General features: G+C 32.4%; 30 protein-coding genes. 12 read left to right on the forward strand and 18 right to left on the reverse strand.

Annotation, left to right across the window (positions count from 1 at the left end; translation table 11 throughout):
* Positions 1–200 precede the first annotated feature (200 nt).
* Positions 201–461, reverse strand: coding sequence for a helix-turn-helix domain-containing protein (locus MLC52_RS06970; protein WP_434579756.1), 261 nt, complete (start codon positions 459–461; stop codon positions 201–203).
* A gap of 94 nt (positions 462–555) precedes the next feature.
* Here MLC52_RS06970 and MLC52_RS06975 point away from each other — a divergent pair, with 94 nt between their 5' ends.
* The 9 genes from MLC52_RS06975 (at position 556) to istB (MLC52_RS07015) (ending at position 9,086) form a co-directional block, all read left to right on the forward strand.
* Entirely contained in the window at positions 556–825 is a 270-nt protein-coding gene (locus MLC52_RS06975; RefSeq protein WP_434579758.1) for a hypothetical protein, read from the forward strand.
* Between the two features lie 183 nt (positions 826–1,008).
* Positions 1,009–1,332, forward strand: coding sequence for a hypothetical protein (locus tag MLC52_RS06980; RefSeq protein WP_434579759.1), 324 nt, complete (start codon positions 1,009–1,011; stop codon positions 1,330–1,332).
* 44 nt (positions 1,333–1,376) lie between these two features.
* A complete protein-coding gene (locus MLC52_RS06985) occupies positions 1,377–1,718 on the forward strand; it encodes a hypothetical protein (protein WP_434579760.1) in 342 nt (113 codons plus the stop codon).
* Positions 1,718–2,383: a DNA/RNA non-specific endonuclease gene (locus MLC52_RS06990; protein ID WP_434579762.1), complete on the forward strand. Its 666-nt coding sequence runs from the start codon at positions 1,718–1,720 to the stop codon at positions 2,381–2,383. The genes MLC52_RS06985 and MLC52_RS06990 overlap by 1 nt, the downstream gene beginning before the upstream one ends.
* Positions 2,384–2,386: 3 nt before the next feature.
* The gene (locus MLC52_RS06995) at positions 2,387–3,208 is read left to right on the forward strand and encodes an HNH endonuclease (protein WP_434579764.1); all 822 of its coding nucleotides are present in this window, start codon (positions 2,387–2,389) and stop codon (positions 3,206–3,208) included.
* 180 nt (positions 3,209–3,388) lie between these two features.
* Positions 3,389–3,565 carry a hypothetical protein gene (locus MLC52_RS07000; protein WP_434579765.1) on the forward strand — a complete coding sequence of 59 codons (177 nt, stop codon included), beginning with the start codon at positions 3,389–3,391 and terminating at the stop codon, positions 3,563–3,565.
* 2 nt (positions 3,566–3,567) lie between these two features.
* Positions 3,568–6,420: a UvrD-helicase domain-containing protein gene (locus MLC52_RS07005; protein WP_434579767.1), complete on the forward strand. Its 2,853-nt coding sequence runs from the start codon at positions 3,568–3,570 to the stop codon at positions 6,418–6,420.
* A gap of 330 nt (positions 6,421–6,750) precedes the next feature.
* Positions 6,751–8,292 carry an IS21 family transposase gene (gene istA, locus MLC52_RS07010; RefSeq protein ID WP_434579769.1) on the forward strand — a complete coding sequence of 514 codons (1,542 nt, stop codon included), beginning with the start codon at positions 6,751–6,753 and terminating at the stop codon, positions 8,290–8,292.
* Positions 8,293–8,333: 41 nt separating this feature from the next.
* Positions 8,334–9,086: an IS21-like element helper ATPase IstB gene (gene istB, locus MLC52_RS07015; RefSeq protein ID WP_434579771.1), complete on the forward strand. Its 753-nt coding sequence runs from the start codon at positions 8,334–8,336 to the stop codon at positions 9,084–9,086.
* 226 nt (positions 9,087–9,312) lie between these two features.
* Here the strand turns inward: istB (MLC52_RS07015) and MLC52_RS07020 are convergent, their stop codons facing one another.
* From MLC52_RS07020 to MLC52_RS07055, 8 genes are all read right to left on the reverse strand, one after another.
* Entirely contained in the window at positions 9,313–10,758 is a 1,446-nt protein-coding gene (locus MLC52_RS07020; RefSeq protein ID WP_434579772.1) for a hypothetical protein, read from the reverse strand.
* The gene (locus tag MLC52_RS07025) at positions 10,740–10,940 is read right to left on the reverse strand and encodes a hypothetical protein (protein WP_434579774.1); all 201 of its coding nucleotides are present in this window, start codon (positions 10,938–10,940) and stop codon (positions 10,740–10,742) included. Before MLC52_RS07025 ends, MLC52_RS07020 begins: the two co-directional genes overlap by 19 nt.
* On the reverse strand, positions 10,937–11,143 hold the full coding sequence (locus tag MLC52_RS07030; protein WP_434579776.1) for a helix-turn-helix domain-containing protein: 207 nt from the start codon (positions 11,141–11,143) through the stop codon (positions 10,937–10,939). Before MLC52_RS07030 ends, MLC52_RS07025 begins: the two co-directional genes overlap by 4 nt.
* Positions 11,144–11,362: 219 nt before the next feature.
* The gene (locus MLC52_RS07035) at positions 11,363–12,145 is read right to left on the reverse strand and encodes a hypothetical protein (RefSeq protein ID WP_434579778.1); all 783 of its coding nucleotides are present in this window, start codon (positions 12,143–12,145) and stop codon (positions 11,363–11,365) included.
* Positions 12,146–12,158: 13 nt separating this feature from the next.
* Complete coding sequence (locus MLC52_RS07040; protein ID WP_434579780.1) at positions 12,159–13,286, reverse strand: tyrosine-type recombinase/integrase; 1,128 nt, start codon at positions 13,284–13,286, stop codon at positions 12,159–12,161.
* 564 nt (positions 13,287–13,850) lie between these two features.
* Positions 13,851–14,519, reverse strand: coding sequence for a nucleotidyl transferase AbiEii/AbiGii toxin family protein (locus tag MLC52_RS07045; protein WP_434579782.1), 669 nt, complete (start codon positions 14,517–14,519; stop codon positions 13,851–13,853).
* A complete protein-coding gene (locus MLC52_RS07050) occupies positions 14,509–14,958 on the reverse strand; it encodes a hypothetical protein (RefSeq protein ID WP_434579784.1) in 450 nt (149 codons plus the stop codon). Before MLC52_RS07050 ends, MLC52_RS07045 begins: the two co-directional genes overlap by 11 nt.
* A gap of 284 nt (positions 14,959–15,242) precedes the next feature.
* Positions 15,243–15,776, reverse strand: a complete 534-nt coding sequence (locus MLC52_RS07055; protein ID WP_434581629.1) for an IS1634 family transposase — start codon at positions 15,774–15,776, stop codon at positions 15,243–15,245.
* 369 nt (positions 15,777–16,145) lie between these two features.
* On the opposite strand from MLC52_RS07055, the gene istA (MLC52_RS07060) reads away from it, so the two are divergent.
* From istA (MLC52_RS07060) to istB (MLC52_RS07070), 3 genes are all read left to right on the forward strand, one after another.
* Positions 16,146–17,030, forward strand: a complete 885-nt coding sequence (gene istA, locus MLC52_RS07060) for an IS21 family transposase (protein WP_434579786.1) — start codon at positions 16,146–16,148, stop codon at positions 17,028–17,030.
* 107 nt (positions 17,031–17,137) lie between these two features.
* Positions 17,138–17,686: a Mu transposase domain-containing protein gene (locus MLC52_RS07065; RefSeq protein WP_434579788.1), complete on the forward strand. Its 549-nt coding sequence runs from the start codon at positions 17,138–17,140 to the stop codon at positions 17,684–17,686.
* A 41-nt stretch (positions 17,687–17,727) separates the two neighbouring features.
* A complete protein-coding gene (gene istB, locus MLC52_RS07070; protein ID WP_434579771.1) occupies positions 17,728–18,480 on the forward strand; it encodes an IS21-like element helper ATPase IstB in 753 nt (250 codons plus the stop codon).
* 22 nt (positions 18,481–18,502) lie between these two features.
* Here the strand turns inward: istB (MLC52_RS07070) and MLC52_RS07075 are convergent, their stop codons facing one another.
* The 9 genes from MLC52_RS07075 to MLC52_RS07115 form a co-directional block, all read right to left on the reverse strand.
* Positions 18,503–19,129, reverse strand: coding sequence for an IS1634 family transposase (locus MLC52_RS07075; protein WP_434579790.1), 627 nt, complete (start codon positions 19,127–19,129; stop codon positions 18,503–18,505).
* Complete coding sequence (locus tag MLC52_RS07080) at positions 19,056–19,274, reverse strand: DUF4277 domain-containing protein (protein WP_434579791.1); 219 nt, start codon at positions 19,272–19,274, stop codon at positions 19,056–19,058. The genes MLC52_RS07075 and MLC52_RS07080 overlap by 74 nt, the downstream gene beginning before the upstream one ends.
* A gap of 209 nt (positions 19,275–19,483) precedes the next feature.
* Positions 19,484–19,672, reverse strand: a complete 189-nt coding sequence (locus tag MLC52_RS07085) for a hypothetical protein (protein ID WP_434579793.1) — start codon at positions 19,670–19,672, stop codon at positions 19,484–19,486.
* A 9-nt stretch (positions 19,673–19,681) separates the two neighbouring features.
* Positions 19,682–20,782, reverse strand: a complete 1,101-nt coding sequence (locus MLC52_RS07090; RefSeq protein ID WP_434579795.1) for an HP0729 family protein — start codon at positions 20,780–20,782, stop codon at positions 19,682–19,684.
* A gap of 1 nt (position 20,783) precedes the next feature.
* Positions 20,784–21,119 carry a type II toxin-antitoxin system PemK/MazF family toxin gene (locus tag MLC52_RS07095; protein WP_434579796.1) on the reverse strand — a complete coding sequence of 112 codons (336 nt, stop codon included), beginning with the start codon at positions 21,117–21,119 and terminating at the stop codon, positions 20,784–20,786.
* Complete coding sequence (locus MLC52_RS07100) at positions 21,106–21,357, reverse strand: hypothetical protein (RefSeq protein ID WP_434579798.1); 252 nt, start codon at positions 21,355–21,357, stop codon at positions 21,106–21,108. Before MLC52_RS07100 ends, MLC52_RS07095 begins: the two co-directional genes overlap by 14 nt.
* A 75-nt stretch (positions 21,358–21,432) precedes the next feature.
* A complete protein-coding gene (locus MLC52_RS07105; RefSeq protein WP_434579799.1) occupies positions 21,433–22,761 on the reverse strand; it encodes a dynamin family protein in 1,329 nt (442 codons plus the stop codon).
* Between the two features lies 1 nt (position 22,762).
* Positions 22,763–24,241, reverse strand: coding sequence for a VWA domain-containing protein (locus MLC52_RS07110; RefSeq protein WP_434579800.1), 1,479 nt, complete (start codon positions 24,239–24,241; stop codon positions 22,763–22,765).
* Positions 24,231–26,729 (reverse strand): WG repeat-containing protein, encoded by a 2,499-nt coding sequence (locus MLC52_RS07115; RefSeq protein WP_434579802.1) that lies wholly within the window; start codon positions 26,727–26,729, stop codon positions 24,231–24,233. The genes MLC52_RS07110 and MLC52_RS07115 overlap by 11 nt, the downstream gene beginning before the upstream one ends.
* Between the last annotated feature and the right edge of the window lies 1 nt (position 26,730).

Consider the following 26,730-nt stretch of genomic DNA (forward strand, 5'->3'; position numbering starts at 1 on the left):
CATAAAGGTGGTTCACTTATAATATACCTCGTAGTTTTTTTAATGGGCGGGGGTATTACATGTAACGGTATTTGGGGATTTAAAAACTAAGACTTCTTGCAAAAAAATAGAGACGCTCTATAAAGATTTTTGGTTTGAAGATAGCTTGAGGTAGTATGAAACAATGAGATTCATTTGTATTGAGGTATTAATAATAATTATCAATTATCTGTATCTTTTAGTAAGTCACATAAATCACACTCTAAAATATAGGCGATTTTATAGAGATGCTCGATATTGAAGTGTTGTTTTTTTAGGTAGATTTCTGCCTGTGAAACCAAACCTACAGATTTGTGCCCAAGTGCCTGAGCCAGTTGAAGTTGTGTATATCCTTTTAGTTTTCGTTGTTTTTTAACATTGTATCCAATTTGTTTATAGAAGTTATCTATTGTTTCAGATGGTAGCTCATCAGCATTTCTCAAGTAGTTATACCTAGTTTTTAAGATTAACTGAATGATAGGATGTTATTATATTTCTATCAACTAATCTTTACTAGTTTAAATAAAGGGGTATATCATGAAAAAAACATTATTGATGTTATTAATACTTAGTTCATTGGCTTTTGGTGTATCTGATACAGTTGATAAAAACATTGCAGAAAACAAGGAATCTCAAAGTAAAACTGTATGTCACAACAGCAAAGCATTAGATGTACAGCGCAGTGGGTGTTGCTCATGGCATGGAGGTGTAGCAGGTTGTTCAAGTAGTGGAAGAGTTGTATGTAACGATGGTACATTAAGTCCAACTTGTACTTGTGCTAAACCTATGCCAAAGCCATTTGGATAAGCATTTAATTAAAAAGAAACTAGTTGATTCACAGTTAATGAATAATACCATTGCATAATATAAAACTTGTACCGTGTTATGCAGTAAAAAAGTTTATGTAAGACTAAATTTTAATAGGAATTTATTATAGAAATAATAATAGGAATTATCATTATATGGTTTGTATGGGGCGTAATAAAACATATGTCAAAAGGCAAAAAAATTCTATATATATTACAGGAAGTAAGGATTGAAGCCCTTAAAAGTCCATCCCTATTTTCAGTTGGTTCAGATTTAAACAGTATAAGTGAAGAAGAAGCAGAAGAAAGAATTGCAGGATTATTGATATTGGCTTTAAGAGCAGATGGATATGATTTGTCGGATTATACAAAAAATATAGAAATTTCGATAACATTTAATAGAACTATCAGAGATATATATGATGCCCTTAAAAAAGAACAAATATCTAATAAATCACAGGTAAATGTGCCTATAATCGATATTGATGAAGATGAGATTCCATTTTAGGATATATCATATGAATGTGTTTAAAGCCAATAGGAGAGTGTAAAATGGAAGTTATTGTAGGAATTATAGTTGTTATTGTTTTATGGAGTTTCTTTAAGAGTGACAGTGGTAATGACATTAAAAAAGCAATAGGTGAAGCTTACTTAAATGAAGGAGAAATATTTCAAACATCTATACCATGGATTCATGCAAAAAGATTTGCAAAGAAACGTGGAGAAGAAATACGAGTATGGGATGATGGTGGAGAAAGTTTATCTGTTGAGATGTTAGTTAATGGAGAAGAAGTTACTGCAACACTAACATTAAATCAGGCAAATAGAACAACTTTTATTAGTGCTGACAATTCTGAAAGATTACGCAAAGAACGACAAAAATTATACGAATAATGATAAATCTATTACAATTTTTTATTATATTATTTGCAACAGTCTTACAAGCAACAAATTTATCTGACTATATCAATAAAAACAACTGTAACCAAATCATAGACAAACAAGTATTTACTATATGCTATGATTATAAAATGAAAGGTGCAAAGTATGTAGCCTATACACTTGATGGAAATAAAGTTAATGCTGTAAATATTAAAAAAAGAGAACGATTTTATAATGAGAAAACAATACCTGTAAAATACAGAAGTAAATCTAAAGATTATGTGCATTCTGGATATGATAGAGGCCATCTAGCTAATGATGCAGATTTCGATTATAGTAAAAAAGCATTGCGTAAAACTTATAGTATGGCGAATATTATTCCACAAGCACCAAAAGTAAACAGAAGAACATGGATTAAAGCTGAAAAACTAGAAAGAAAAGTGGCATCTAGTTTAGGTTCCGTTACAGTTATAAATGGTGTTGTTTATGGAACTAATCCTAAACGAATAGGAAAAAACAAAATAGCTGTTCCTACTGCATTCTGGAAAATAATATATAATGATATTAAAAATTACAAAAAATGCTTTTACTACAAGAATGATTTAGATGTCAATAGCAAAGGCGATAAATTAAAGAACCATCTAGTTGATTGTTCCATACTACTCAAAGGAATCTAAAATATGGCACTCATTATTAATAAGATATATTCGCAACAGGATATTAAAGATGAACTCAGCTGTACAGTTATGCGAGGGATGAACTATAAAAAGGATACGAATAGACTAGTTCTGATTCGAAATCATGTAAAAAGCATTTATGAAGATAAACAAGAAGGAGATATTTTATATTACACTGGTGAAGGTAGGAAAGGTAATCAAACATTAACCGGAGCGAATAGACGTTTACTTAAATCTAAACAATCTAACACAACAGTCTTTTTATTTGAAGTGTTTGCAAAGACAGAGTATACATATAAAGGTGAAGTGGAATTAATCAATGAGCCTTTTATCGAAAGACAACCTGACGAAGATGATAATTTTCGCAATGTATATGTTTTTCCATTAAAACTCAAAGATCGTATAGCTGCTCTTAATGACCAGGAAGCATTACAAAACATAGAGAAGAAAAAGTATAATAAGGTTAAGAGACTCACGGACGCGGAAGTATATGATAAAGCAAAACAAACAGAACAAAGTACACCTGGATATTCATATACAAAAGCTAAATGCTATCAACGCTCAGTTTATGTTGTTGAAGTAGTTTTGAGAAGAGCACAAGGTATCTGTGAACTATGTGACTTAGAAGCTCCTTTTAAAAAGAAAGATGGCACACCATATCTTGAAGTGCATCATATAAAGCAACTTGCAAAGGGAGGACCAGATACCACTGATAATGCTGTTGCGTTATGCCCTAATTGCCATAGAAAAATGCATACATTAAGTTTACCTTCTGATATTAAAAAGTTAAATATGATTGCTAATCCGAAGAAATATAATATCTAATAACAATAAAGGAACCTAAGAGTATAAAAAGTAACTCTAAAATAAAAACAGTAGAGTTTGAAACACCTTCATTTCTCGATGGAAATCCGTATGTATATCAGAAAGAAAATACCATTAAAGCACTTATGTTGTTTAAACCTGAAGAGCCGTAATAGTTAAAATAAGAAGGAGTAGTATATAATGTTATCTTGGATTACAAAGATGTTTCAAATATTTAATTCTCAGAAAATCAACTCCCCACAAACTAGAGAGATACCATTTTTAGAGGAGTGGATGTTATCAGAAAAAAGAAAAGTCTTGGATCATGGTAGAAATAAAAGTTCAAGTAGTTTGAAAGAAAAAAGAGAGGTGCAATAAAGATGTTTCAAGGAACAATAGAAACCTCTCTTTTTGGTAAATTTTTCGGTAATTATTCTAAATTAGAATATGATGACGAAAAACTATATTTATTTAAAAAAAGTAGTCTTGAAAAAAGCTTTAATTGGATTAATGCTGATAGTTTTGCAGTAATTTTTTCTGGTTTATTTGGTTCAAGTCTTCAATTTTCATTTAACTCTCAGCTAATAAAAATCAAACTCTTAAAATCATTAGAATGTAAGAATAACATTCAAGTAATTAATAAAATACTCAAACCTATCATAGAAAATAAAATTGTATCTCAGCAACAAATCTTTCAACAATATACACAATTAGAATATTTACGAGATTCAAAAGTGAATTATTTAAATAATGAAATACTTCCTTTACTAAAGTTATATGAAGCAAATACTACTGAATGGAAAGAACATGTTTCTAAAGACCTTCTTTTATTTTTAGATACTTTATCGGATTATATTCCTCTCACAGATAAGATAATTAATATCTTGAGAAAGCAATTTGAAGCTACTATCCTCTCTTCACGAGCAAAATTTTATGACAATATCGAAGCAAACCCATTAACAGAGGAACAAAGACTTGCTGTAATCCGTGATAATGATAGAAACTTAGTCCTTGCAGCAGCAGGAACAGGAAAAACTTCAGTAATGGTGGCAAAGGCTCTGGATTTAATAGATAGAGGATTAGCAAATCCTGAAGAGATTTTAATACTTGCCTATAATCGTGATGCGGCAAAGGAGCTTGAAAAACGATTAAGTATTAGAGGTACTGCTGTTGCAATTGATAAAAATAATAGACCAAAGGTAAAAACTTTTCATGCACTTGGAAGACAAATTCTTCTTGATGGCAAACAATCTGTTTCAATATCCGTTTTTAGTGAAGATCAAATAAAGTTGGATATGTGGATATCTGAATGGTTTATACATAAAATACAGTCTGATCCAAAGTTTATGCAGACATTTATCGATTTGAGTTACCAGCCTATTAACCCTTTTGATTTTAAAACAAAAGAGGAATACGATAACTACATCAGAGATAATGAATATAGAACACTACAAAATGAGGTAGTTAAAGGCTATCAAGAGCTATGCATAGCAAACTGGTTATATCTCAACTGTGTAGATTATGAGTATGAACCCTCTTATGTAACTAAACGAAGGTTAGAAGTAGGTTTTGATTATAAACCTGACTTCTATTTGAGTTCAGCAGACATATATTTAGAACATTTTGGTATTGACAGAAAAGGAAATACTAGAGTAGGTATTGATAGTCAACAATATAATTTTGAAATACAGAGAAAAAGAGAGCTACATAAAGAGCAAAACACAACTCTTATCGAAACATATCATTATAATTGGGTCGAAGGTAAATTAGAAGATACTTTACTACAACACATGAAAGATCATGATATTACAATAAAACAGAGATCATCCGAGGAGATTTTTCAAAAACTCAATGAAAGTGGCTTTTTAATTGCTGGAATAAAAAAATATTTAAAATGCCTCCAAGCAATACGGGTAGAGAGGCTATCAGATGATGCTATATTAAATCGTTTAGAAGACTATAAAATTGCAAACTCTAAACAGTATCAAGAACTTTTATCTGACTTACATAAAGCCTATATTGGTGAGCTAAATAAACAAAATGCCATTGATTTTGATGATATGATTATTAAAGCTATTACAGCTGTAGATGATGGTTCTTTTAAACCTAAATGGACTTATATACTTGTGGATGAATTTCAAGATATTTCTGCTGCGAGAATGGAATTTTTAAAAGCTCTTATTAAAAATGGACCGAATCCTCGATTGACTGTTGTAGGAGATGATTGGCAATCTATTTATCGATTCTCAGGTGGTAAACTTGAATTAACAACACAATTTGAATCTCGAGTTGGATCTTCTTCTCAAACAATATTACAAAAGACATTTAGATATAACAATAGTATTGCACACACAGCTGGTGAGTTTGTCATGCAAAACCCTGAACAATATATTAAAAAGGTTATTACACATACACAAGTATCTTCACCTCAAGTTTATTTGTATGATAGCCAAGTAGATAATCAAGAAAATCTTGAATTAAAAACCCTACATCTTATTCAAGAGATTTTAAAACAAAACTCTAAAGCATCTATTGCTGTTATTGCACGATATAGATATCTACTAAAAGATACTAAAGAAGTTGTATATAAACATATAAAAAACTCTAGTATTAAGTTTTGGACATTTCATAGTTCTAAAGGTTTAGAAGCTGATTACTGTATTTTAATTGGCTTTTTTCAAGGTAAGACAGGGTTTCCTAATGAAAATAAAGAAGATGCTGTTGTAGAAGCACTTCTTCCTTCCCTTGATACTTTTCCACACTCAGAGGAGAGAAGACTTTTATATGTTGGGATTACTAGAGCTAAAAAGAAATGCTATCTTGTTGCAGATCCAAGAGCTACATCTGTCTTTATAAATGAATTACTTGCCCCAAAATTTGACATAGATGTTGTGTCTGAAACATTTAATCAAAGATATCGAGAAATTTTCAAATGTAATAAATGTACAAATGGGTATTATAAATTAAAACAAGGGAAGTACGGTAATTTTTATAGTTGTACTTCTGGAGCAGTTTGTAAATCGAAACCTCGAATATGTGAAAAATGTGGTGCTCCTTCAATTGATTATGAAAAAGAGAGTATATGCCAAAACCCAAATTGTCTCAACAGCATAAAAATTTGTGACAAATGTGGAAGACCTATGAAAAGGAGGAATGGTAGATTTGGAGAGTTCTGGGGTTGTACTGGCTATGGAATTCCAGGTGATCAATGTAAAAATACATGGAAAATTTGACATTATTGTTATATATTGACAGTAATAAAAGCAAGGAATAACAAATGGAATTTGTTATAGTAAAATTGAAGAATTTAGACAAACGAAAGAATAAAATATTATTAAAGAAGTAAGGCTAATGTGCAAAAAACGCACCTAATCGGACACCCATAACGTTTTAGTTCGGACACCCGTGACGGTTTTAAATCGGACAGTGATGACGGAAATGATTCGGACACTTTTACTAAAAAAGCGTCAACACAGATTCGTTTAAGAAAGAGATATTTTCTAAATTCAAATACACTCTTTGTAAATTTATTTACAAGGGTGTTGAAAATGAGGATTATATCTATGAGATCAGTTCGTGATATTGTAAAGTACCATAGTATGGGCTTGTCAATCAGAAAGATACATGACGCTACAGGAGTAGCCAAAAGTACCGTTGCAGATTATATCAAACGGTTTAAAGAGCTTGGATTGTCAATAGAGCAGATTGATGTTTTAGATGATGATGCACTCAAACTACAGTTTTTCCCCGATGTAGCCAGTGTCGTTGTCTCACGCAAAGCGATGCCAAACTTCAACTATATCCACCAAGAGCTCAAACTGCGCAAAAAAACCAAAGTGACCCTCTATCTGTTGTGGGAAGAGTATAAAGAGGATAATCCGGATGGGTATCAGTACACCCAGTTTCGCGTATACTACCGCCGCTTCGTCAAAAAACTCAACCCCTCCATGCGCCAGACACACCTTGCGGGTGAGAAGATGTTTGTAGACTACAGCGGTGTTACTATGCCAATACACAACCAAAGAACCGGTGAAGTGGAGTATGCACAGATATTTATAGCCGTACTAGGGGCTAGTGGATACACCTTTGTTCATGCTACCCCAAGTCAAAAACAGGAGGACTTCATCTACTCCCATGTCAAGTGCTATGGGTTCTTTGGCGGAGTGCCAAGAGTGGTAGTTCCCGATAATCTCAAAAGTGCCATCATCTCCAATAATAAAAACGGTATCGTCGTCAATGAGAGCTATGCAGACCTCAATCGTCACTATGGCGTCATAGTAAATCCAGCACGCCCAAGAAAGCCAAAAGACAAGCCAAAAGCAGAACAGGGTGTCCAAGCGATTCAACGCTACATTCTCGCACGCTTTCGTCACCATAAGTTTTTCAGTGTCGATGAGCTCAACGAAGCTATAGCGGAGTTGCTCGATAGATACAATAATAAGATTATAAAACATCTCCAAAAGAGTAGAACAGAGCTCTTTAATGAGCTCGATGCACCCTATCTTAATCCACTGCCTGCAAACAGCTATACCTATAAACAGTTTAAGATCGCAAAAGTGCATCAGGATTACCATATAAGCCTTGAGAAATGCAACTACTCTGTACCTTACAAATATATCAAAGAGGAGGTAGAGGTACGATACTCCACACAAAGTGTCTATATCTACCACAAGAACAGACTCATCGCTACACATCCACGCCTGCGAAGAGTTGGTGAGTGTTCGACACTGCATGAACATATGCCAAGTAAACATCAGTATGTAAACGAGAGTATGAATCCGCAAAGAGTGCGTTCTTGGGCAAAAAATATAGGTGAATTCAGTAGTGTGTTTGTGGAGGATGTATTTGCATCAGTAGAGTATCCACCACAGGCGTATAATAAAATAGTAGCCATCTTATCGTTGGCAAAACTCTATGGTAATACAGAGCTGGAGTTGGCGCTGATGTATGCCACAAAGCACAACACCACAACCACAAAGTCGATCAGATCGATACTCGATAAAAAGCTCTATCTGAGTGAGAGTGCCAATAATGTGCAACCATCATCACACTACGCACTTTTTAACAACCACTCCAATATCCGCGGTGCAGATGAGTACAAATAGAAATAATAATCAAATAATAAAAAGAAAACAAGGACAAAAGAATGAATCACACTACCGTTATCAACAAACTGACAGAACTTGGTTATAAGGGCTTTAAAGAGGCATATTTGCAACAGATGGAGGATATCAACTACGATTCTATGGGGTTTAGTGAAAGACTCTATCAGCTTCTTGATGCGCAGGATATATTTTTACGCAATAAACGCATCATCATGAATCACAGACTCTCAAAAATCAAAGATAAGCAAGCAGCACTCGATGCTATAGATTACACACCACAAAGAGGGATCAACAAAGCACAGATCAGATCACTATCTTCACTCAACTTCATCGATGCCAGACAGAACATCATCATTACCGGTAAAACTGGGACTGGGAAAAGCTATCTCGCTCAAGCGTTTGCCAATAAGGCTATATTTGATGGGTACAAAGCCTACTATGTAAGAACCCCTTCATTGCTTGAGGAGATAAAAATTGCAAGGTTGGATGGCACTTATACTAATCTGCTTAAAAAGTATTCAAGATTTAAACTGCTGATTCTTGATGACTTCGGTGTGATACCTATGGGTGAAGATGATGCAACGAATCTCTTTGAGATCATAGAGGACAGAACGCAGATTAATTCTACAATTATCACTTCACAGCTTCCTGTAAGTGAGTGGTATAACTATCTCAACAACAACACCATTGCAGATGCAATTTTAGACAGAATTGTTCACTCCTCCCATAGGATAGAACTGAGTGGTCCATCGATGCGAAAACTCAAATCGAGCATCAAAACTGACGAATATTAAAAAATCATTCGGACACTTTATGCTAAAATGGCGTTACAGAAAATATTCCCTTTCTTGGTGTCCGATTTAAAACGCGTTGGGTGGCCGGATGCTCCGTCATATGCAGCTAATGTTTTTCTTTGCGTGAGGGGTTTCTTAGAGGTTTTTATATAAATGAATTTTATAAACGGTCTAAAGTACAGCATGAGCCTTGGTGCATTTTTTTTTGCACCTTATGGCTCTATACTCAGTTCTTACTAATTTTCACTTCAAATCCAGTCTGATCCAGTACATAATCTTCTATAATTTTAGAATCAATATCTTCTTTAGAATATACAGCGTCATGCACCTGATGACAGGCTTCAGGAGTACTAAAACAACTCATCATAGCTTCTCGTATCTCTCTCTCATACTGAGTCCATATAAAGAAAAAGATGCTTACTTCTTTCTTGCCGTCTTCAACAAAATCAGGCTCTTTTTTACCAACTTTCCAGATAGCTTTCCAATTCGGTTTTGCATACTCATGTGCCCTTGAATATGTGAGTTCTTCCGTATTATCAAGGATCTCTACTCTAAGCTTTAGTGCCTCTTTATAGTATGCTTCAAGTGTTGGGTACAGTTTGTACTTCTTTGGCATGTTATCAAGATTATCTATTTTTGATAACTCTTTTTTTACCCATTCCATATCCATATCAGTTTCAGACATTACCTTTGTTCTAAAAGCTACTTTATTATCCGCAAGCTCTTTATGGAGCGGGAAGTTTTTAGGGTTATCCACTAATTGTAGGCAGATAGTTTGAAGAGCTGACCCTATATCATAATTTGTAAATCCAAGTAATTTCCTTGTGTCACTGCTTATGCTTGTAAAAACACTATAAACCCTTGAGTGCTGAGTATCTTGCAGGGTGGGTCTTATAATAAAAGAGCCATCACTAAAGCCGATACTGTTGTTTAGTAAAAGCAAGGCGTCTCTCATTCTTATCTTGTCTATTTTGGAGAGATTAAATTTAAAATCTAATGGCTGTAGTTTTACACTATGTTCTTTAAATTTTAAAAGTTTAACATATTTATAAACTTTTGTTATAATTTTATCCATTATAACAGTAGGAGTATATTTCATAGAGTGCACTCCAGCTTGATAATTCGCGGTATCAAATAGTTTTGTCTTAAGCTGGAGCGTATCCTGCTCATTGAGCCATCGAATGTGTTTATTTTTGGCTTTTATATTCCCTGAGCCTGAAACAGCCTTTACATAAGCCTCAAAAATATGCTCTCCATAGCGGAGTTGCTTATGCTGGGTAAAATTACCCCTTAGAAATTTTTCATCTCTGAGTGCCATCATAGTAAGGACATGAAGAAGAGATTTAAAATCTACCTCTTCTATATCTATATCATAATCGCTGTGTTTATCAAATGAGTAACCAAGAGCCATATAGATTCGCTGAATAGGAGTAATATTTCTATTTACAGGCAGAGCAATAGATAACCCTCTATAAGTAAATATATTGCCCTTTAGAGTAAAAGACTCATTATAATCTGTAATGTAGGTATCTTCGTCGTTAAAAATTATACTCCCATCTTTTAACTCGAGAGGGGTCTTGTATATGAGGTTTGAACCTCTACTTCGGGAATATATAGCCCCCTTCATATGATCCCACCTTTGTGGTTCATTACTTATGTGTGCTTGTTGCATAGTTCCTTCTCCTTTATTTGTAAGGCTTTATCCAATAGCCTGATATATTCCTTGTATCTCTTTATAGTTGAAAGTGACACTCCTATTATATTTGCCAATTGAGCATTTGTATAAAAGTAGTTGTCTTCAAGGTGAAGAAGATGTATCACCTCTGCAAGTCTAGTTGCCACTTCTTCTTTCATGAAGCAATTCCTTGAACCTGATGTTCCTCTAGCCATGCATCTATCGCATATCGGTCATAACGGACATATTTCCCAATCTTGCTAAACGGGATGTTAGAGCTACTGCTCGCCATTCTCATCTTTGCCTGAGTGCTTTTACTAAAGCCATACTCTGCTTCCAGTTCTGATGGGGTTAGCCATCTCTTGTTAAGTATTGTTTTCATAACAATCCTTTTATGATGTTATGAAGCGCGCTTCGGTGCCTTAGCACCAGAATTAAGTTCCGTCGAACTGTTTTTTAATTCTTAACAGTATAATCTCATCTTACACCTATCCCTGCTTTAAAACTAAAAAGGTAAAAAATGATGTAGATTACATAAGAAGAGTACGGTATTTCCATACCCCAAAGGGGATAAAAACTCCCATTTAGCTAAAAAAAAGAGTTAAATTTTTTTATTTTTTGTGGATTGTTCTGTGATTTGTTTTGCGATTAGTGGTGTCATTTTTGGGAAATTGTAAGAGAAGAGCTTATCGGCAATAGCTTTATTTTTATTGTTAAGTCCATATTTGTCTATAAAATCTGGATAATATTTGAGGAGTTCAGCATCGTTATCACTAAAATAGTTACTTTGTAAAATATCGTATGCACTGATTGCCGATTTCTTCTCTTTTTTAGTCATGTGTTCCCAGCGAGGTTGATTCTCTTTAATATACTTTATGATCCTTCTGACAAACTGGCTGTATCTACACCATTCTTCTATTTGCTTTTCATATTGTGTGGTTCTCATGTAGCCTGAATGAAGTAATTTGGTTGCTAATGTATCATCTATGCCAAATAGTTTTTTTATTTGCACCAATGTTATTTTATACAAAGGATTCGATTGTAGTACACTATTGGAATCTTCATTAAAATCATCAAGCTTGTTCTCTAAAGACTGTCTATCTGCTATTATGTCACCTCTAAAATCTGATGATGGTATTTCATATTTGTACGAAGGACAATATTGTTCCAAGTATGTGTCTATTGTAGCCTGCAATTTCCATAATTTACCAATATCATTTTTATCCGAAGAATTTTTAAACTCATGGTATAATTTAAGAAGATATTGTGCTTCTTGAATCTTGTTATTGTAATCGTAATATGTAAACTTTTTAAAAGCACTATGTCGTCTTTTAATGAGATCATTTAATTTTTTTTGCTCTTTAGTTAAAGGAGGCGTAGCCATATGTCTGTCTCCTTTATGCTTGTTTCAATATATGAGCGGATAACATATCTGTTCTTTTAGTGCTTGCATCACGCTGTAACGATAGATATTTCTTTAAAGTTGTGCTATCCTGATGACCAAGCATTGCTGTTAAATCTGTTAAAGAAGCCCCTGTACTACTTAAAGCAGAGACTGCAAGATTTCGCATCCAATGATAGCTAAATTCCTCTATACCCGTTAAAAGCCTAATCTTATCATAATGCTTATAAACTTTTTTTACATTAAAAACATTGCCTGTGGTATCTCGAAAAGTCTTTAATGCCTCTTTTATTTCACTTGGCAAAGAAAAAACCATATCTGTATTTATTTTAGAGGTTTCAGCCCTTACTATATACTTATCATTATTAAAGTCTATATCTTCCCATTGCAGACTGGTTGTTTCATTCCGTCTTCTACCATGAAAACCAAATAAAAATAGTGCTAAGTGATGTTTATTGACACTGCATTTTATTTTTTTATCTCCAACTTGAACAATCTCTTTAGAGTTAAATAAACGGTGTATCGCTCCATGCACTATTTTATATTTATTGACAGCATCTGTAATAACCTTTTTTTCTTCTATCTGTTTCCGCTTTGGAAGGTGTGAATCCTTGATTGGCATTCGAACTATAATCTCATCTTCAATGGCTAAATTAAAAATTGGTTTTAGTATCTCATATGCTTTTTGTATGGTGGATGGTTTCAGATGTTGCAATGATATATTTAATTCTGTGATGTGGGCAGGTTTTACATCTTTAATTTTCAGAGGATCTAACTTCATCAAGTGCTTATTGTAGTAATAATTATACTTTTCCACCATATATGGCTTCCAATTTTTCAACTTCTTGACTTTTACCCAATAGTCTCCTACTGTTGCATTAACATCAGCAGATATAGAGTGTTCTCGTTTTTTCTCTTCATACACTTCATTAAATTGACTCTGAGCAGTCCTGAGTTTATCAGATGGGGAATGGCTTGGATTTGCTTTCCATTTAATACGGTATCTTTTACCATCAACACGAAAGTCAAATAAAAATACAAGACCACTTTTATGTATCTTAATACCTTTAGATTTTGTTGCTTTAAAATCATCTAATTTATAACTTGATAGGTCATTCTTCATATTAAATCCTTGATATTCCTGTCCATTTTCTGTCCAAATTGTCCAATTTTTGTCCAAATTGAATCAATTAACGAGAATTAAGAGGAACTTTAAATTCTCTAATAGTACCTAAAATAGCCTTCAAAAGAACTAATATGAATTTTAAGAAATCTAGAATTACAATGTTCGAATCCCTCTACCCCATCCACAAATAATCCCTATTTCACGGCAATATATCACTTAAGATTATATCAGGTCTCACTTTAGGTCTAACTGATTAAATATTTATCCTCCAAATTCTAATATCAAGTGCAATTTAGGATCCAAGAGCTTTTCGTGGTCTGTTATAAGACAGTATATTTTCTACCATAGCTCATGAAGCTGGAGTATTTTCCCATGATGTAATAGAGACTCAATTAGCTCATACTGTAGGAAAAGTATCACAGGCTTACAATATAGCTTTGTATCTAAAAGAGAGAGCAGAGATGATACAGTGGTATAATGATTTGTTAGATAGATATAAGAATATTGCAATTTAAAAAGTTACTAGAGCATCTTTGAGTGAGACAATAATCGAGATTGAGCTTATTGTAGTAATTCTACTGCTCTATGTTTAATCTCCTCAAAACTTAAATCAATTCTATTTGTTTCATTAAGATAAACAGCTTCATCATCTTTTGACTCTTCTTTTTTATTTATAAAATTTATAATATCCTCTACAGAGTTTATTTTATTATCAATCTTGTTAAACAATACAATAAGCTCTTCATTGCTTAATACACTATTTTCCAAAATAGAGCTAAAGTCAAACAAATCTCTTGATTTATCCCTCATAATGAGTGCAACAAGTTTTAATTTTGCGATAGACTTTAGATCAAGTATTTTTAGTTTTGAGTTTTCAAAATTGGTAAAAGTAGCATCTTTTAATATCTCTCTTTGAATAGGTCTAGAAGCTTGAAAAAACTCCAATTTGACATTATCTAGTACAAATTTTATCATATACTCATCAGGAAAAAGTCCTGCCATTCTTAGAGCGGTCACATTTTCATCTTGAAGCTGTTTTGCCCCCAAAACACTCATACTTGGTATAATTTTTTTATGGTTTAATGTTTTGCTCGATATTATGTCGATATCTTCAGAAATTCTATGATTTAGATAGAAGCTAAGAGCTGTACCTCCTACAAAGTACAACTCATCTTCTAATATATCATTATCGCAAATCTTTTGGAGAGCTTTTTTTACATTAACAGTCATTTATAATACTTAATATTTGTTTGTAGCCCTCATTTTGGGTAAAATCACCACTTAGAGGTATATCTATACCACTTGTAGATAGGTAGCCTTTTTTATAGATCTTTTTATATTTATCTACTAAAACACTCTTTACCAAATTTTTACCAAACTGATCACACAACATTTTTATATCATCTTTATTTAAAGTGGATAGATAATTAGAAATGATAGCATATACTTTTTGCTCACTTGTTTGGTTTGTCTGCCAAAAAAGATTAGTAGAATAAGCTTTAGGGTCAAAAACAACTACATCATCAGTATCTACCGCACCTATCTTTTGCTTTACTTCATCATACTCTAAGGATTCCAAGAGATTATACAATCTATGTCGATTTTTTTTCCAATCCCTCAGAGTTCTATCTGGTACATCTATTAATCTGCTAATTTGCTGTTGAGTCATAGATAAACCTTTTTTTGTTTTTTATATTGTAGGCGAATATCGCCTAAATGTCAATATAGTAATATATAAATCTTTGGAGGACTTATTGGATTAGTCTCTTCTTTTTTAGTTTAGCCCTTATTTAAGGGCTTTAAGGTTTGGAATTTTAAAGTTTTACAACAATTTTTTACAACAAATGGTTTGAAATTTGCATATTTTTGATAAAGATTGAAAAAATAAATCTTATTTGATACTGTATTTAACAATATATTCACTACTATCTAATTGAAAAATAGTATTATCCGTCATTCCGCAGTAACTTTTCCAATATTTTTAAACCTATAAAACTCCCAAAAACGCTCCCCTAATAGATCTAAAATCAACCTATGGTTTTGATCCAAACCAACTACCATCTTTTGATTTTCCATAAGAAGGATATGAATTGAGAAGAAGCACTCAAATACCCATCGTGTCGTTGGGTTTTGTATAGGTTTACCCAGTTGATTTGGAAAGGTTTTATTTTGAGATTTGAGCTCTTTTCTTATTTTGTATTCAAGTGCTGCATAAACAAGCAAAGAGAGGGTCATAATCATAAGCATTGCTTCTATCCTTTTTGGATTTTTTAAAAACATAGCATCACTTAAAAACTCTGGTGATTTTAAAAATTTAAAGCCTCTTTCAACCCTTTGTTGCGATTTATAGTTTTCTAAAAGCTCTTTGGGTGAGAGTGTAAGATCATTAGTTGTAAGAATAAAGACTCCAGCCTCTGCTTCAATCTCTTGTTTGAGTTGCTCTTTATCCATTGCTATAGCAATGTGCCAATAATATTCATACCCTATAGGTTTGGCATCTTTGCAGCATCTTTTTTTGGTCTCCCTTTTGAATTAAATTTTGGTTTTTGATAGAGCTTTGCTGTTGCAATAGCAACTGTTGTTAGCTTCTCTTGATATGTTTGAAGTGCCTTGTTTGCATCAGCTTCACAGTAAAAGGGTTGTTTGGTGCAAAAAACGCACCTAATCGGACACCCATAACGTTTTAGTTCGGACACCCGTGACGGTTTTAAATCGGACAGTGATGACGGAAATGATTCGGACACTTTTACTAAAAAAGCGTCAACACAGATTCGTTTAAGAAAGAGATATTTTCTAAATTCAAATACACTCTTTGTAAATTTATTTACAAGGGTGTTGAAAATGAGGATTATATCTATGAGATCAGTTCGTGATATTGTAAAGTACCATAGTATGGGCTTGTCAATCAGAAAGATACATGACGCTACAGGAGTAGCCAAAAGTACCGTTGCAGATTATATCAAACGGTTTAAAGAGCTTGGATTGTCAATAGAGCAGATTGATGTTTTAGATGATGATGCACTCAAACTACAGTTTTTCCCCGATGTAGCCAGTGTCGTTGTCTCACGCAAAGCGATGCCAAACTTCAACTATATCCACCAAGAGCTCAAACTGCGCAAAAAAACCAAAGTGACCCTCTATCTGTTGTGGGAAGAGTATAAAGAGGATAATCCGGATGGGTATCAGTACACCCAGTTTCGCGTATACTACCGCCGCTTCGTCAAAAAACTCAACCCCTCCATGCGCCAGACACACCTTGCGGGTGAGAAGATGTTTGTAGACTACAGCGGTGTTACTATGCCAATACACAACCAAAGAACCGGTGAAGTGGAGTATGCACAGATATTTATAGCCGTACTAGGGGCTAGTGGATACACCTTTGTTCATGCTACCCCAAGTCAAAAACAGGAGGACTTCATCTACTCCCATGTCAAGTGCTATGGGTTCTTTGGCGGAGTGCCAAGAGTGGTAGTTCCCGATAATCTCAAAAGTGCCATCATCTCCAATAATAAAAACGGTATCGTCGTCAATGAGAGCTATGCAGACCTCAATCGTCACTATGGCGTCATAGTAAATCCAGCACGCCCAAGAAAGCCAAAAGACAAGCCAAAAGCAGAACAGGGTGTCCAAGCGATTCAACGCTACATTCTCGCACGCTTTCGTCACCATAAGTTTTTCAGTGTCGATGAGCTCAACGAAGCTATAGCGGAGTTGCTCGATAGATACAATAATAAGTTATAAAACATCTCCAAAAGAGTAGAACAGAGCTCTTTAATGAGCTCGATGCACCCTATCTTAATCCACTGCCTGCAAACAGCTATACCTATAAACAGTTTAAGATCGCAAAAGTGCATCAGGATTACCATATAAGCCTTGAGAAATGCAACTACTCTGTACCTTACAAATATATCAAAGAGGAGGTAGAGGTACGATACTCCACACAAAGTGTCTATATCTACCACAAGAACAGACTCATCGCTACACATCCACGCCTGCGAAGAGTTGGTGAGTGTTCGACACTGCATGAACATATGCCAAGTAAACATCAGTATGTAAACGAGAGTATGAATCCGCAAAGAGTGCGTTCTTGGGCAAAAAATATAGGTGAATTCAGTAGTGTGTTTGTGGAGGATGTATTTGCATCAGTAGAGTATCCACCACAGGCGTATAATAAAATAGTAGCCATCTTATCGTTGGCAAAACTCTATGGTAATACAGAGCTGGAGTTGGCGCTGATGTATGCCACAAAGCACAACACCACAACCACAAAGTCGATCAGATCGATACTCGATAAAAAGCTCTATCTGAGTGAGAGTGCCAATAATGTGCAACCATCATCACACTACGCACTTTTTAACAACCACTCCAATATCCGCGGTGCAGATGAGTACAAATAGAAATAATAATCAAATAATAAAAAGAAAACAAGGACAAAAGAATGAATCACACTACCGTTATCAACAAACTGACAGAACTTGGTTATAAGGGCTTTAAAGAGGCATATTTGCAACAGATGGAGGATATCAACTACGATTCTATGGGGTTTAGTGAAAGACTCTATCAGCTTCTTGATGCGCAGGATATATTTTTACGCAATAAACGCATCATCATGAATCACAGACTCTCAAAAATCAAAGATAAGCAAGCAGCACTCGATGCTATAGATTACACACCACAAAGAGGGATCAACAAAGCACAGATCAGATCACTATCTTCACTCAACTTCATCGATGCCAGACAGAACATCATCATTACCGGTAAAACTGGGACTGGGAAAAGCTATCTCGCTCAAGCGTTTGCCAATAAGGCTATATTTGATGGGTACAAAGCCTACTATGTAAGAACCCCTTCATTGCTTGAGGAGATAAAAATTGCAAGGTTGGATGGCACTTATACTAATCTGCTTAAAAAGTATTCAAGATTTAAACTGCTGATTCTTGATGACTTCGGTGTGATACCTATGGGTGAAGATGATGCAACGAATCTCTTTGAGATCATAGAGGACAGAACGCAGATTAATTCTACAATTATCACTTCACAGCTTCCTGTAAGTGAGTGGTATAACTATCTCAACAACAACACCATTGCAGATGCAATTTTAGACAGAATTGTTCACTCCTCCCATAGGATAGAACTGAGTGGTCCATCGATGCGAAAACTCAAATCGAGCATCAAAACTGACGAATATTAAAAAATCATTCGGACACTTTATGCTAAAATGGCGTTACAGAAAATATTCCCTTTCTTGGTGTCCGATTTAAAACGCGTTGGGTGGCCGGATGCTCCGTCATATGCAGTTTGGTGAGTCTTTTTATCTCTTTAGCCTCTTTGAGGCTTTTTTGCAACAGCTCCTTTTTAATGGTGCTACTTTGTTTCGTTTGTGTATATCCACTTCGATAGAGTATCCACTGTTGAGGGATATCTTCATAGGTAAGTGTCTGTTTGATATAGCTGTAGTTCTCATCAATAGAGTTAAAGGTTTGGTTTGTGGAGGTTTGGACAAACTCTTTTGCTTTTTTAAGACGCATAGGAATACGGGAGATAAAGTCTATCTTTTGTGTTTTGAGATGTTTGAGTATTAGTGTAGTATAGAGTGCTGCATCGGCTATGAGGGTAATATGTTGATGAGAAGCGCTTTTGAGTGATTCGATATGGCTTTTTACTATAGTGCTAAAGGCTTGTGTATCTACTTGGTTTCCATCAGCTGCTTGCATCATTAAAGGTATTCCTGCTTGGTGTTCTGTAATAAGGTTAAGGACTACTTGATTAAGCTCTGGATGGTGGTCTCTGTGGTTTATCTTCAAAAAACTTATGGGTAAGATAGAGGCGTTTGTTGACATATCCTAAACCATTTAAAATCATCGCTTTTATAAGTGTTCCATAAGAGAGATTTTTCTTATGGCTTTTTGACACTATCTCATTATCAACACATTTAACAATCTCTAATTCATCAATCATACCAGCAACTAAACCTAAGTGATCCATATTTTTTATTTTTATTGATTCGCTTCGCATATAAAGTCCTGTTTTTAGGACTTTTCTAAGCAATTAATGTGCCTTTGTGTTTATTATTTTTTTACTGCGGAATGACGGGTTTATCAAGTGTTATGCACTCTTTTGTCCCAGTTGTTAGCCATTTGTAATGTTCTTTTATTTCTTGATTGTTCATTTATTATATTCCTTGTTTTGGTATTTTACGACAATTTAAAAGAATCGAGTATTTTCTCAAAAGTCGATAAATTTCTAAGCTCTAGTTCTGCACCACATTTTGGGCATTGTAATGTAAACTCCATAGGATTTATTGCATCGCTCTTTAAGTGTACAACTCTTGAATATCCACATTTTGGACACTCTTCTACGATTGGTTCTGGTCTAACTGGCATATATATCCTTTAAAAACTTTTTTTATAAACAATTAAATCACCTAAAAAACTACTTTTACCGATACCAAGCATACTGTCTCTTATTTTTGTACATTCTGCCAAGCTTATTGAAGCACCATGCACCGATTCATTTCTAACATTTTGCATTGTTTTTATAAAGTATGGGATAGTGGAAAATATGAAATATCTTAGAGTGCCATTATGTATATAATTGTTTATAGCATTTTTTATTTCAGGGTTTTTGATTAGATACTTATATGTACCGTAATTTGCCTTATGCTCTTGTATATCTGCCAATCGATAATCGTTTCCCTGTATAGTATAGGGCAACTCTTGGAGTTTCTCCTCTTGAGATGTTAGATATTGAAAAAGTATTTTCATAAATCTATGTAGTTCCAGCTCTACAGCTTTTGAGTATTTTATAACTACAGAACTAAAATCATATAGAGTATTGTGTTTATTTTGTAAATATTCTATCTCTGCACTTATAACATTATCTTGTGTGTTTGCATGATAACTATAAAATATCTCCACTCCAAAAGAAAAATCAATTAGAGATTGTTTTATCTCTAGTTCTAAATCTGATTTGAATATATTTGTGTAGTATTTAAAATTTTCATCCTCTTTTTCAAAATAGTTTATCTCCTCTTTCATCGTTACTTGCATTGGATAAACATATTTGTTTCCATATATTGCATAAGTTCTATTGTTGAAGTTTGTAGCTAGAAAGTTAGCTAGGATATTATCTCTGATAAGCTGAAAATCGTTACTTACTATTAATCGTAAATCATCTATAATATACCATTTCTCTACATCAAATTCATCGTAATATTTAGGTGCTTCTATATCTTTACTTTTATCTTCTTTCACAGCTACAACATGTGCAACATACATACTATTATAATCTGTCAAAAAGAGCTGCAGTGGAGTATCTTGCGATACTTCACTATAGAGTTCATTGAGTAGATTTTGAGATGGATGTTCATAATCTCTTAGTTTTGATCTTAATTTTCCAAAAGCAACACTACCATTATTTTTCAGTATCTCTAAGTGTTGTTCTATAACATTTTCCTGATAATACGGATTGTATAATACTAATATATTTTTCATTTTACCCCACAATTTGGCATAGAGATTTTTGAATTATTGTTAATTCATTATGTGTAATCTTTGATAGTTTTTCTTTGATCCGTATTTTACTCAAAGCTCTTATCTCATAAATACAAGCATCACTCTTTTTTTCCAATTTATCTCTTGGAGTTATTGTATATCTATATGGTAAAGTATTTGGTTCTATTACAGTTGAGAGTGGAATAACAATAACTGTATCTAAAATCTCGTTATCCTCTTTTTCACTGATAATAATAGCGGGTCTAAGCTTACCCATCTCAGCACCTTTTGCTGGATTGAAATTAACTAAACAAATATCTCCTCTATTCAATACCATCAGCAACAGCTCCATCTTCTATTGTGTCTTTTTTGGAAGCATTAGCTACTCTTTTTAATAGTTTTAGCTTTCGTTTTTTTTCTAAATCTTGCATGAAATTTTCAAACTCTTCTTTAAACATTTTAGGTACAAAGTAGCCAATCTCCTCTTTTTTTCTACCATTAACTATGGTAGCTATATCATCTATATCAAAAAAGTTTGAGCTATTTCGCAAATTAGAAAGTGTTATATTAATCATACATATCCTTTTTGCATTTTAATTTTACATCAGTATAGCATAATTCTAATTAATTGCATGAAAAATCTACTATTTTTATTTTAAACTATTTATACAATCATTTAGCTCATCTATTAAAAAATCTTTATCTTCAACTGTTTCAAACTGATCTTCTTTTTTCGATGCTTCAAAATCTATTTCAATTTCTCCTATATCTAATTCTTCAAAATTAAAATTTGCTTTTTTTGAAAAGATACCATCAATTTTGCTTTGAAGTTTTTCAAATACTCTATCTAATTTTTTTATTCTTTCGTTGGGATTGTTTAATTTAAAATTAGCCTGTAACTTTTGAATTTTATCATAAGCTATACTTTCATCATCAGAATTTTCCATCATATCGAGTAAAATAGATTTTATATAGCTATATTGTGCTTCATTTTCTTTCTCTTTTTTGATGAGTGCATATTTATAAGCACAATAGATATTTTTAAGTTTATTACTGATTTCATCATACTTGATGGAGTTGATATTTTTGTTGTCTAAAAACTCTAAGAGTGATTTTTTTTCATAAACAAATTCTTCTTGCATTGTAGAACTAAAAGCACTAACACCACTAAAATTTATGTCATCATCATCTAGGTATTCACATACACTTTGTATTATATCTTCCAAATCATCTTTCGGTTTTAAATCTGCTTTGTTAAGCACGATAAAGAGGTCCTTGTTTTCAAGCTCAAGAGCTTCTAAAAACTCTAAATCACTACTAGATATTGTTCCATTGCTATCTAGTCCTATCAGCCAAATTAAAGTATTTGAATTTTGTAAAAACTCTTTTGAAGTATTCACATCCTCTTCTGTAAAGCTTTCACTACTATCTGCTGGATTGTATCCTGGGGTGTCTAAAAAGCAGATTTTGTCATACTTCATTTTGGATGCAATAATCATAAAAGGCATAAGTTCTTTAAGGTTAAAACCAAACGAAGAGATGAAATTGTGTGATAGCTTTTTATGAAACTCTTTATCTACCTCTATATTGGTGTTTTTGAAAGAAATTGCCAATACTTTATTATCGTCATTTTCTATCACAAAAGTCGGAATTGCTGTAGTTGGTACAACTCCTATTGGAAGCTTGAGAGATGTTTGTAGAAAGCTGCTTATAAATTCACTTTTACCAGAGCTAAATCCACCACCAACAGCTATGATATTTTTATTATAAAGGTCAGGATAAGCAGAAATTACCCCTAACTCTTTTTCTATAGCCTTTAGATTTAAAAAGAGTTTTGTTTCATTTGCTAAATGATTGTCCGCATTTGAAAATTCTAAAAAATCATTGTATAAAACATCTGTAAACTCTTTGAAATATCTATTTTGTGTCTTTGAATCTATAAGTTTTGCTACTAAGTTGAGTTTATCTTTATCATCCATGTTAAAACCTTCTTGCTATATCATCTATCTCTATTATATCATTGCTATTAAGATTAAATAACCACTCTTTATCAAAAATATCAAGTTGATTTGTAGTATAATTGCCAATAACTAATGAGTAAAACTTATTTTTTTGTTCTTTTAAGAACTTTATTTTTTCTTGTAAATCTTTATTTATGCTGCCCATTTGAAAATCAGATATTACGAGTAAATCTCCATTTTTAAATTTATCCTCTTGAAGTTTTTTTACTGCATATTCTAGTGCTGGAGCTACATCTGTACCACCATGAAATGATTTTTTTAAAAATTCAACAAGTTGCGATATTCCTTGTTTTTGTGAGAAATCAAACAATTCTATAGATGTAGAAAAGTTTATCAAAAAACACTCTCTATTTTTTTCTTTTGCTCTTGAGGCTATACTTAGAGTTACTGCTTTTGCTATATTTTCTGGCTCACCACTCATAGAACCACTTGTATCTACACATATTACTATTGGACCCAATTTCTCTTGCTCTTCTTTTTCTATATACTTTTGAAACTCTTGCAAAGAGACACTTTCTATATCAATTTCACCTATTACATTACTATCAAAGCAAAGTAAAGTACCTTCTACAAACTTTTTATCAAACAGTATAGAAAACTCTTCATCATCTATCATAGAAAGTTCAGATGGTAGTGCATATTGTATATCTTTACCAAATTTTAAACCCGAAATCTCATTTTTTGATGTGGTTACTTTTGTAAAAGTTTTTATCTCTTTTGTAACTTTTGCTAACTCTTTCTTTTTTAGTTTTGAAGCTTTTTTAAGTCTTCCTAACATGTCACAAAGTTTTTGAATATTTTTACTACTACTGATAAAATCAGCCCATCTCAATATTTCTTGTAGATCTTGCTCATTTAAAGCTCCATTGTCAAAATCAAAAAGTAAACTATCTCCAAGATTTGTAGCCTCTAAGGTATCAGAAACCTTTTGAAGTTTTTTAAGCCAAGAGATTAAATCATCTAAAAAGAGTTTCTCTTTTTCTTTCTCAAACATCAAAGCCCATTTATCATAAGAGTTATTGAGGTCTTTTTGCCATTTTTCAAAAAGCAATTTTGTGTTTATCTTTATATCTTTTTGAATCCTTTTATCAAACTCAACAGCTAAAGATTTTTTCTTTTGCTTTTTTTCTAAAGCTATATTTTCTAGTTTTTCTACCTCTTTGTAAAAAAAATCAATATCTATAAACTTCTCTTTTGCTATATTTTCAAGCTCTTCATAATCAGATATATATTTTTTAAAATCTTCTATAAACGAATTCTTTTTAATTTTTGTAGAAGCTATGTTTTTTTTGAGTTTTTTTCTATTTTCATAAAAAGGATCATTAAGTAATTTTTCTCTTTTTAAATCACTTTGATACTTTTTAATTTTTAAAATACTCTTCTGTCTTATACTTTCGTTGTTTAATACACTAAATTTTTTTTCTAAGTTATTTAGCATTGTTTTCTTTTAATTTATCAAAGCTTATATAAACTTCATTTTCATCATCAACTTTTGCTATGAGAAAGTTATCATAAATGCTAATGCTATTTAATTCTGGTTTTAAAACTAGGTCTCCATTCTTATTAATTAGTCCAAATTTACCATCTAATATTACATGAGCAAATCCATTTTCAAACTTGTAAATAAAATTAAATTGAGGCTTGATAATAATATTGCCATTTTTATCAATAAGTCCTCTTTTGTTATTTAATTCCACTTCAGCAAATCCATCTTCAAAGTCTTGAATATAATCAAATTGAGGTTTGATAACAATATTGCCATTTTTATCAATAAGTCCTCTTTTGTTATTTAATTCCACTTCAGCAAATCCATCTTCAAAGTCTTGAATATAATCAAATTGAGGTTTGATAACAATATTGCCATTTGTATCAATAAGTCCTTTTTTGTTATTTAATTCCACTTCAGCAAAGCCATTTTTAAAATCATCAATCCGATCAAAATTCACATAATAATTATCTTCAGGACCAAAAACTATATCAAATTGTTCATTGATAATTACAAATTTACTATCAATTTTAGCAGGAGCTAATCCTTTGCAAAACTCACCAACATAATCAAATCTAGGCTCTAAAACTAATTTCCCATTTTTATTTATAAAACCATATCTTCCATTTAGCTTTACTCTTGCTATTCCACCTTGAAAATCATAAATATCTTCATAATAAGGTCGTAATAGAATTCGACCATTTTTATCAATAAGTCCTTTTTGGTTATTCTGTCTAATTATTGCAATGCCAGCTTGAAAATCATAAATACAATCATATATAGGTTTAAGAATTATATTACCTTTGCTATCTAATAAACCACTTTTATTATTTTGTTCAATTATTGCAATTTTATCTGGGAAAGTTTTTACATAATCATATATAGGCTCTAGTATTATTTCTCTATTTTCATCGATTAATCCATACTTATCATTTAGCTCAATTTCTGCAAAACCATCTTTAAAAATTCCAATACTATCAAATTGAGGTTCAAGAACTGTTTCAAACTCATCGTTTATAAATCCTTTTTTACCGTCTAATTTTACCTCTGCAAAACCATCTTTAAAATCTCCAATTCTATCAAATTGAGGCTCAAGAACTGTTTCAAATTTATCGTTTATAAATCCATATTTACCATCTTTTTTTACTTTTGCTAGTCCATTTATGAAATTGTCAATGTAACTAAAAGATGATTTAAAAACTATCTCTCCTTTTTTGTCTATAAGACTATATCTGCTATCTTTTTCTACTCTTGCTAATCCATCTTTATATTCATAAATTTCATCATATTCAGGCTTTATAATTATTTCAAATTTATTATTTATAACTCCATATTTATTATCTAATTCAATTTCTGCAAAACCATCTTTAAAAATTCCAATACTATCAAATTGAGGTTCAAGAACTGTTTCAAACTCATCGTTTATAAACCCTTTTTTACCGTCTAATTTTACCTCTGCAAAACCATCTTTAAAGTCTCCAATTCTATCAAATTGAGGCTCAAGAACTGTTTCAAATTTATCATTTATAAATCCATATTTACCATCTTTTTTTACTTTTGCTAGTCCATTTATAAAATTGCCAATGTAGTTAAATAAGGATTTAAAAATCATTTTCCCATATTCATCTATAAACCCATATTTACTATCTATTTCTACTATTGCCATTCCACTTTTGAATTGATATGCATCATCAAATTGTGGATTTATAATCATCTTACCGTATTCATCTATATATCCATATAAGCCATTTTGTAGTAAAGGATATAACTTTATAGGTTGCTCTAGTATTTGTCGAGCTTTCTTTAAAATAGCAGTAGAAGATATGATATCTTTTATATACACCTCGACTTCCTCAACTTGTGCTGTAATATTTTTAGTTACAAGTTCTATATTTTCTTGGGATGTAAAAGGGCTGTATGCTGTTTTTGAATATTCTCTTTCTTTTTGTTGGATGATTTTTAAGCTAGACTGTAGTTGTTGAGTTATGTTTGAAATCTCATCTACAAATAGATCAACAAGTCGCTCTTCTATGTGTGAGCGTGTTTTAAATTCACCTTTTTTATGTAAGATTTTAGGCTCAAATTCTGTATCATAGTCCCAATAATAGCCACTTGAAAGATAATAACTATCTTCTTTTCCTTTTATATTTACAGATATTTCACACTTTGCTGTGCCATTAAAGTTACATTTTATCCATTTTAATTCTTTGAATTTTGCATCATATGGATGAAATTCCTTGTCTGTTTTAAATTTATCAAAAGGGATATAACAATTGTGAAATTTATTTGTTTTTATTTGTATATTGGCTATAAAATATCTTTTTTTGTTTACTTCTAAAATGTTATACACATCTTCTTGATAATACAATTCATCTTTTATTCGGCTATTGATACTGCTAACATCTTGTTTTAATCTATTTATATTAACACCACTATCCATC

This window comes from Sulfurimonas sp. NW15 (assembly GCF_051132285.1).
Classification (GTDB): domain Bacteria; phylum Campylobacterota; class Campylobacteria; order Campylobacterales; family Sulfurimonadaceae; genus Sulfurimonas; species Sulfurimonas hydrogeniphila.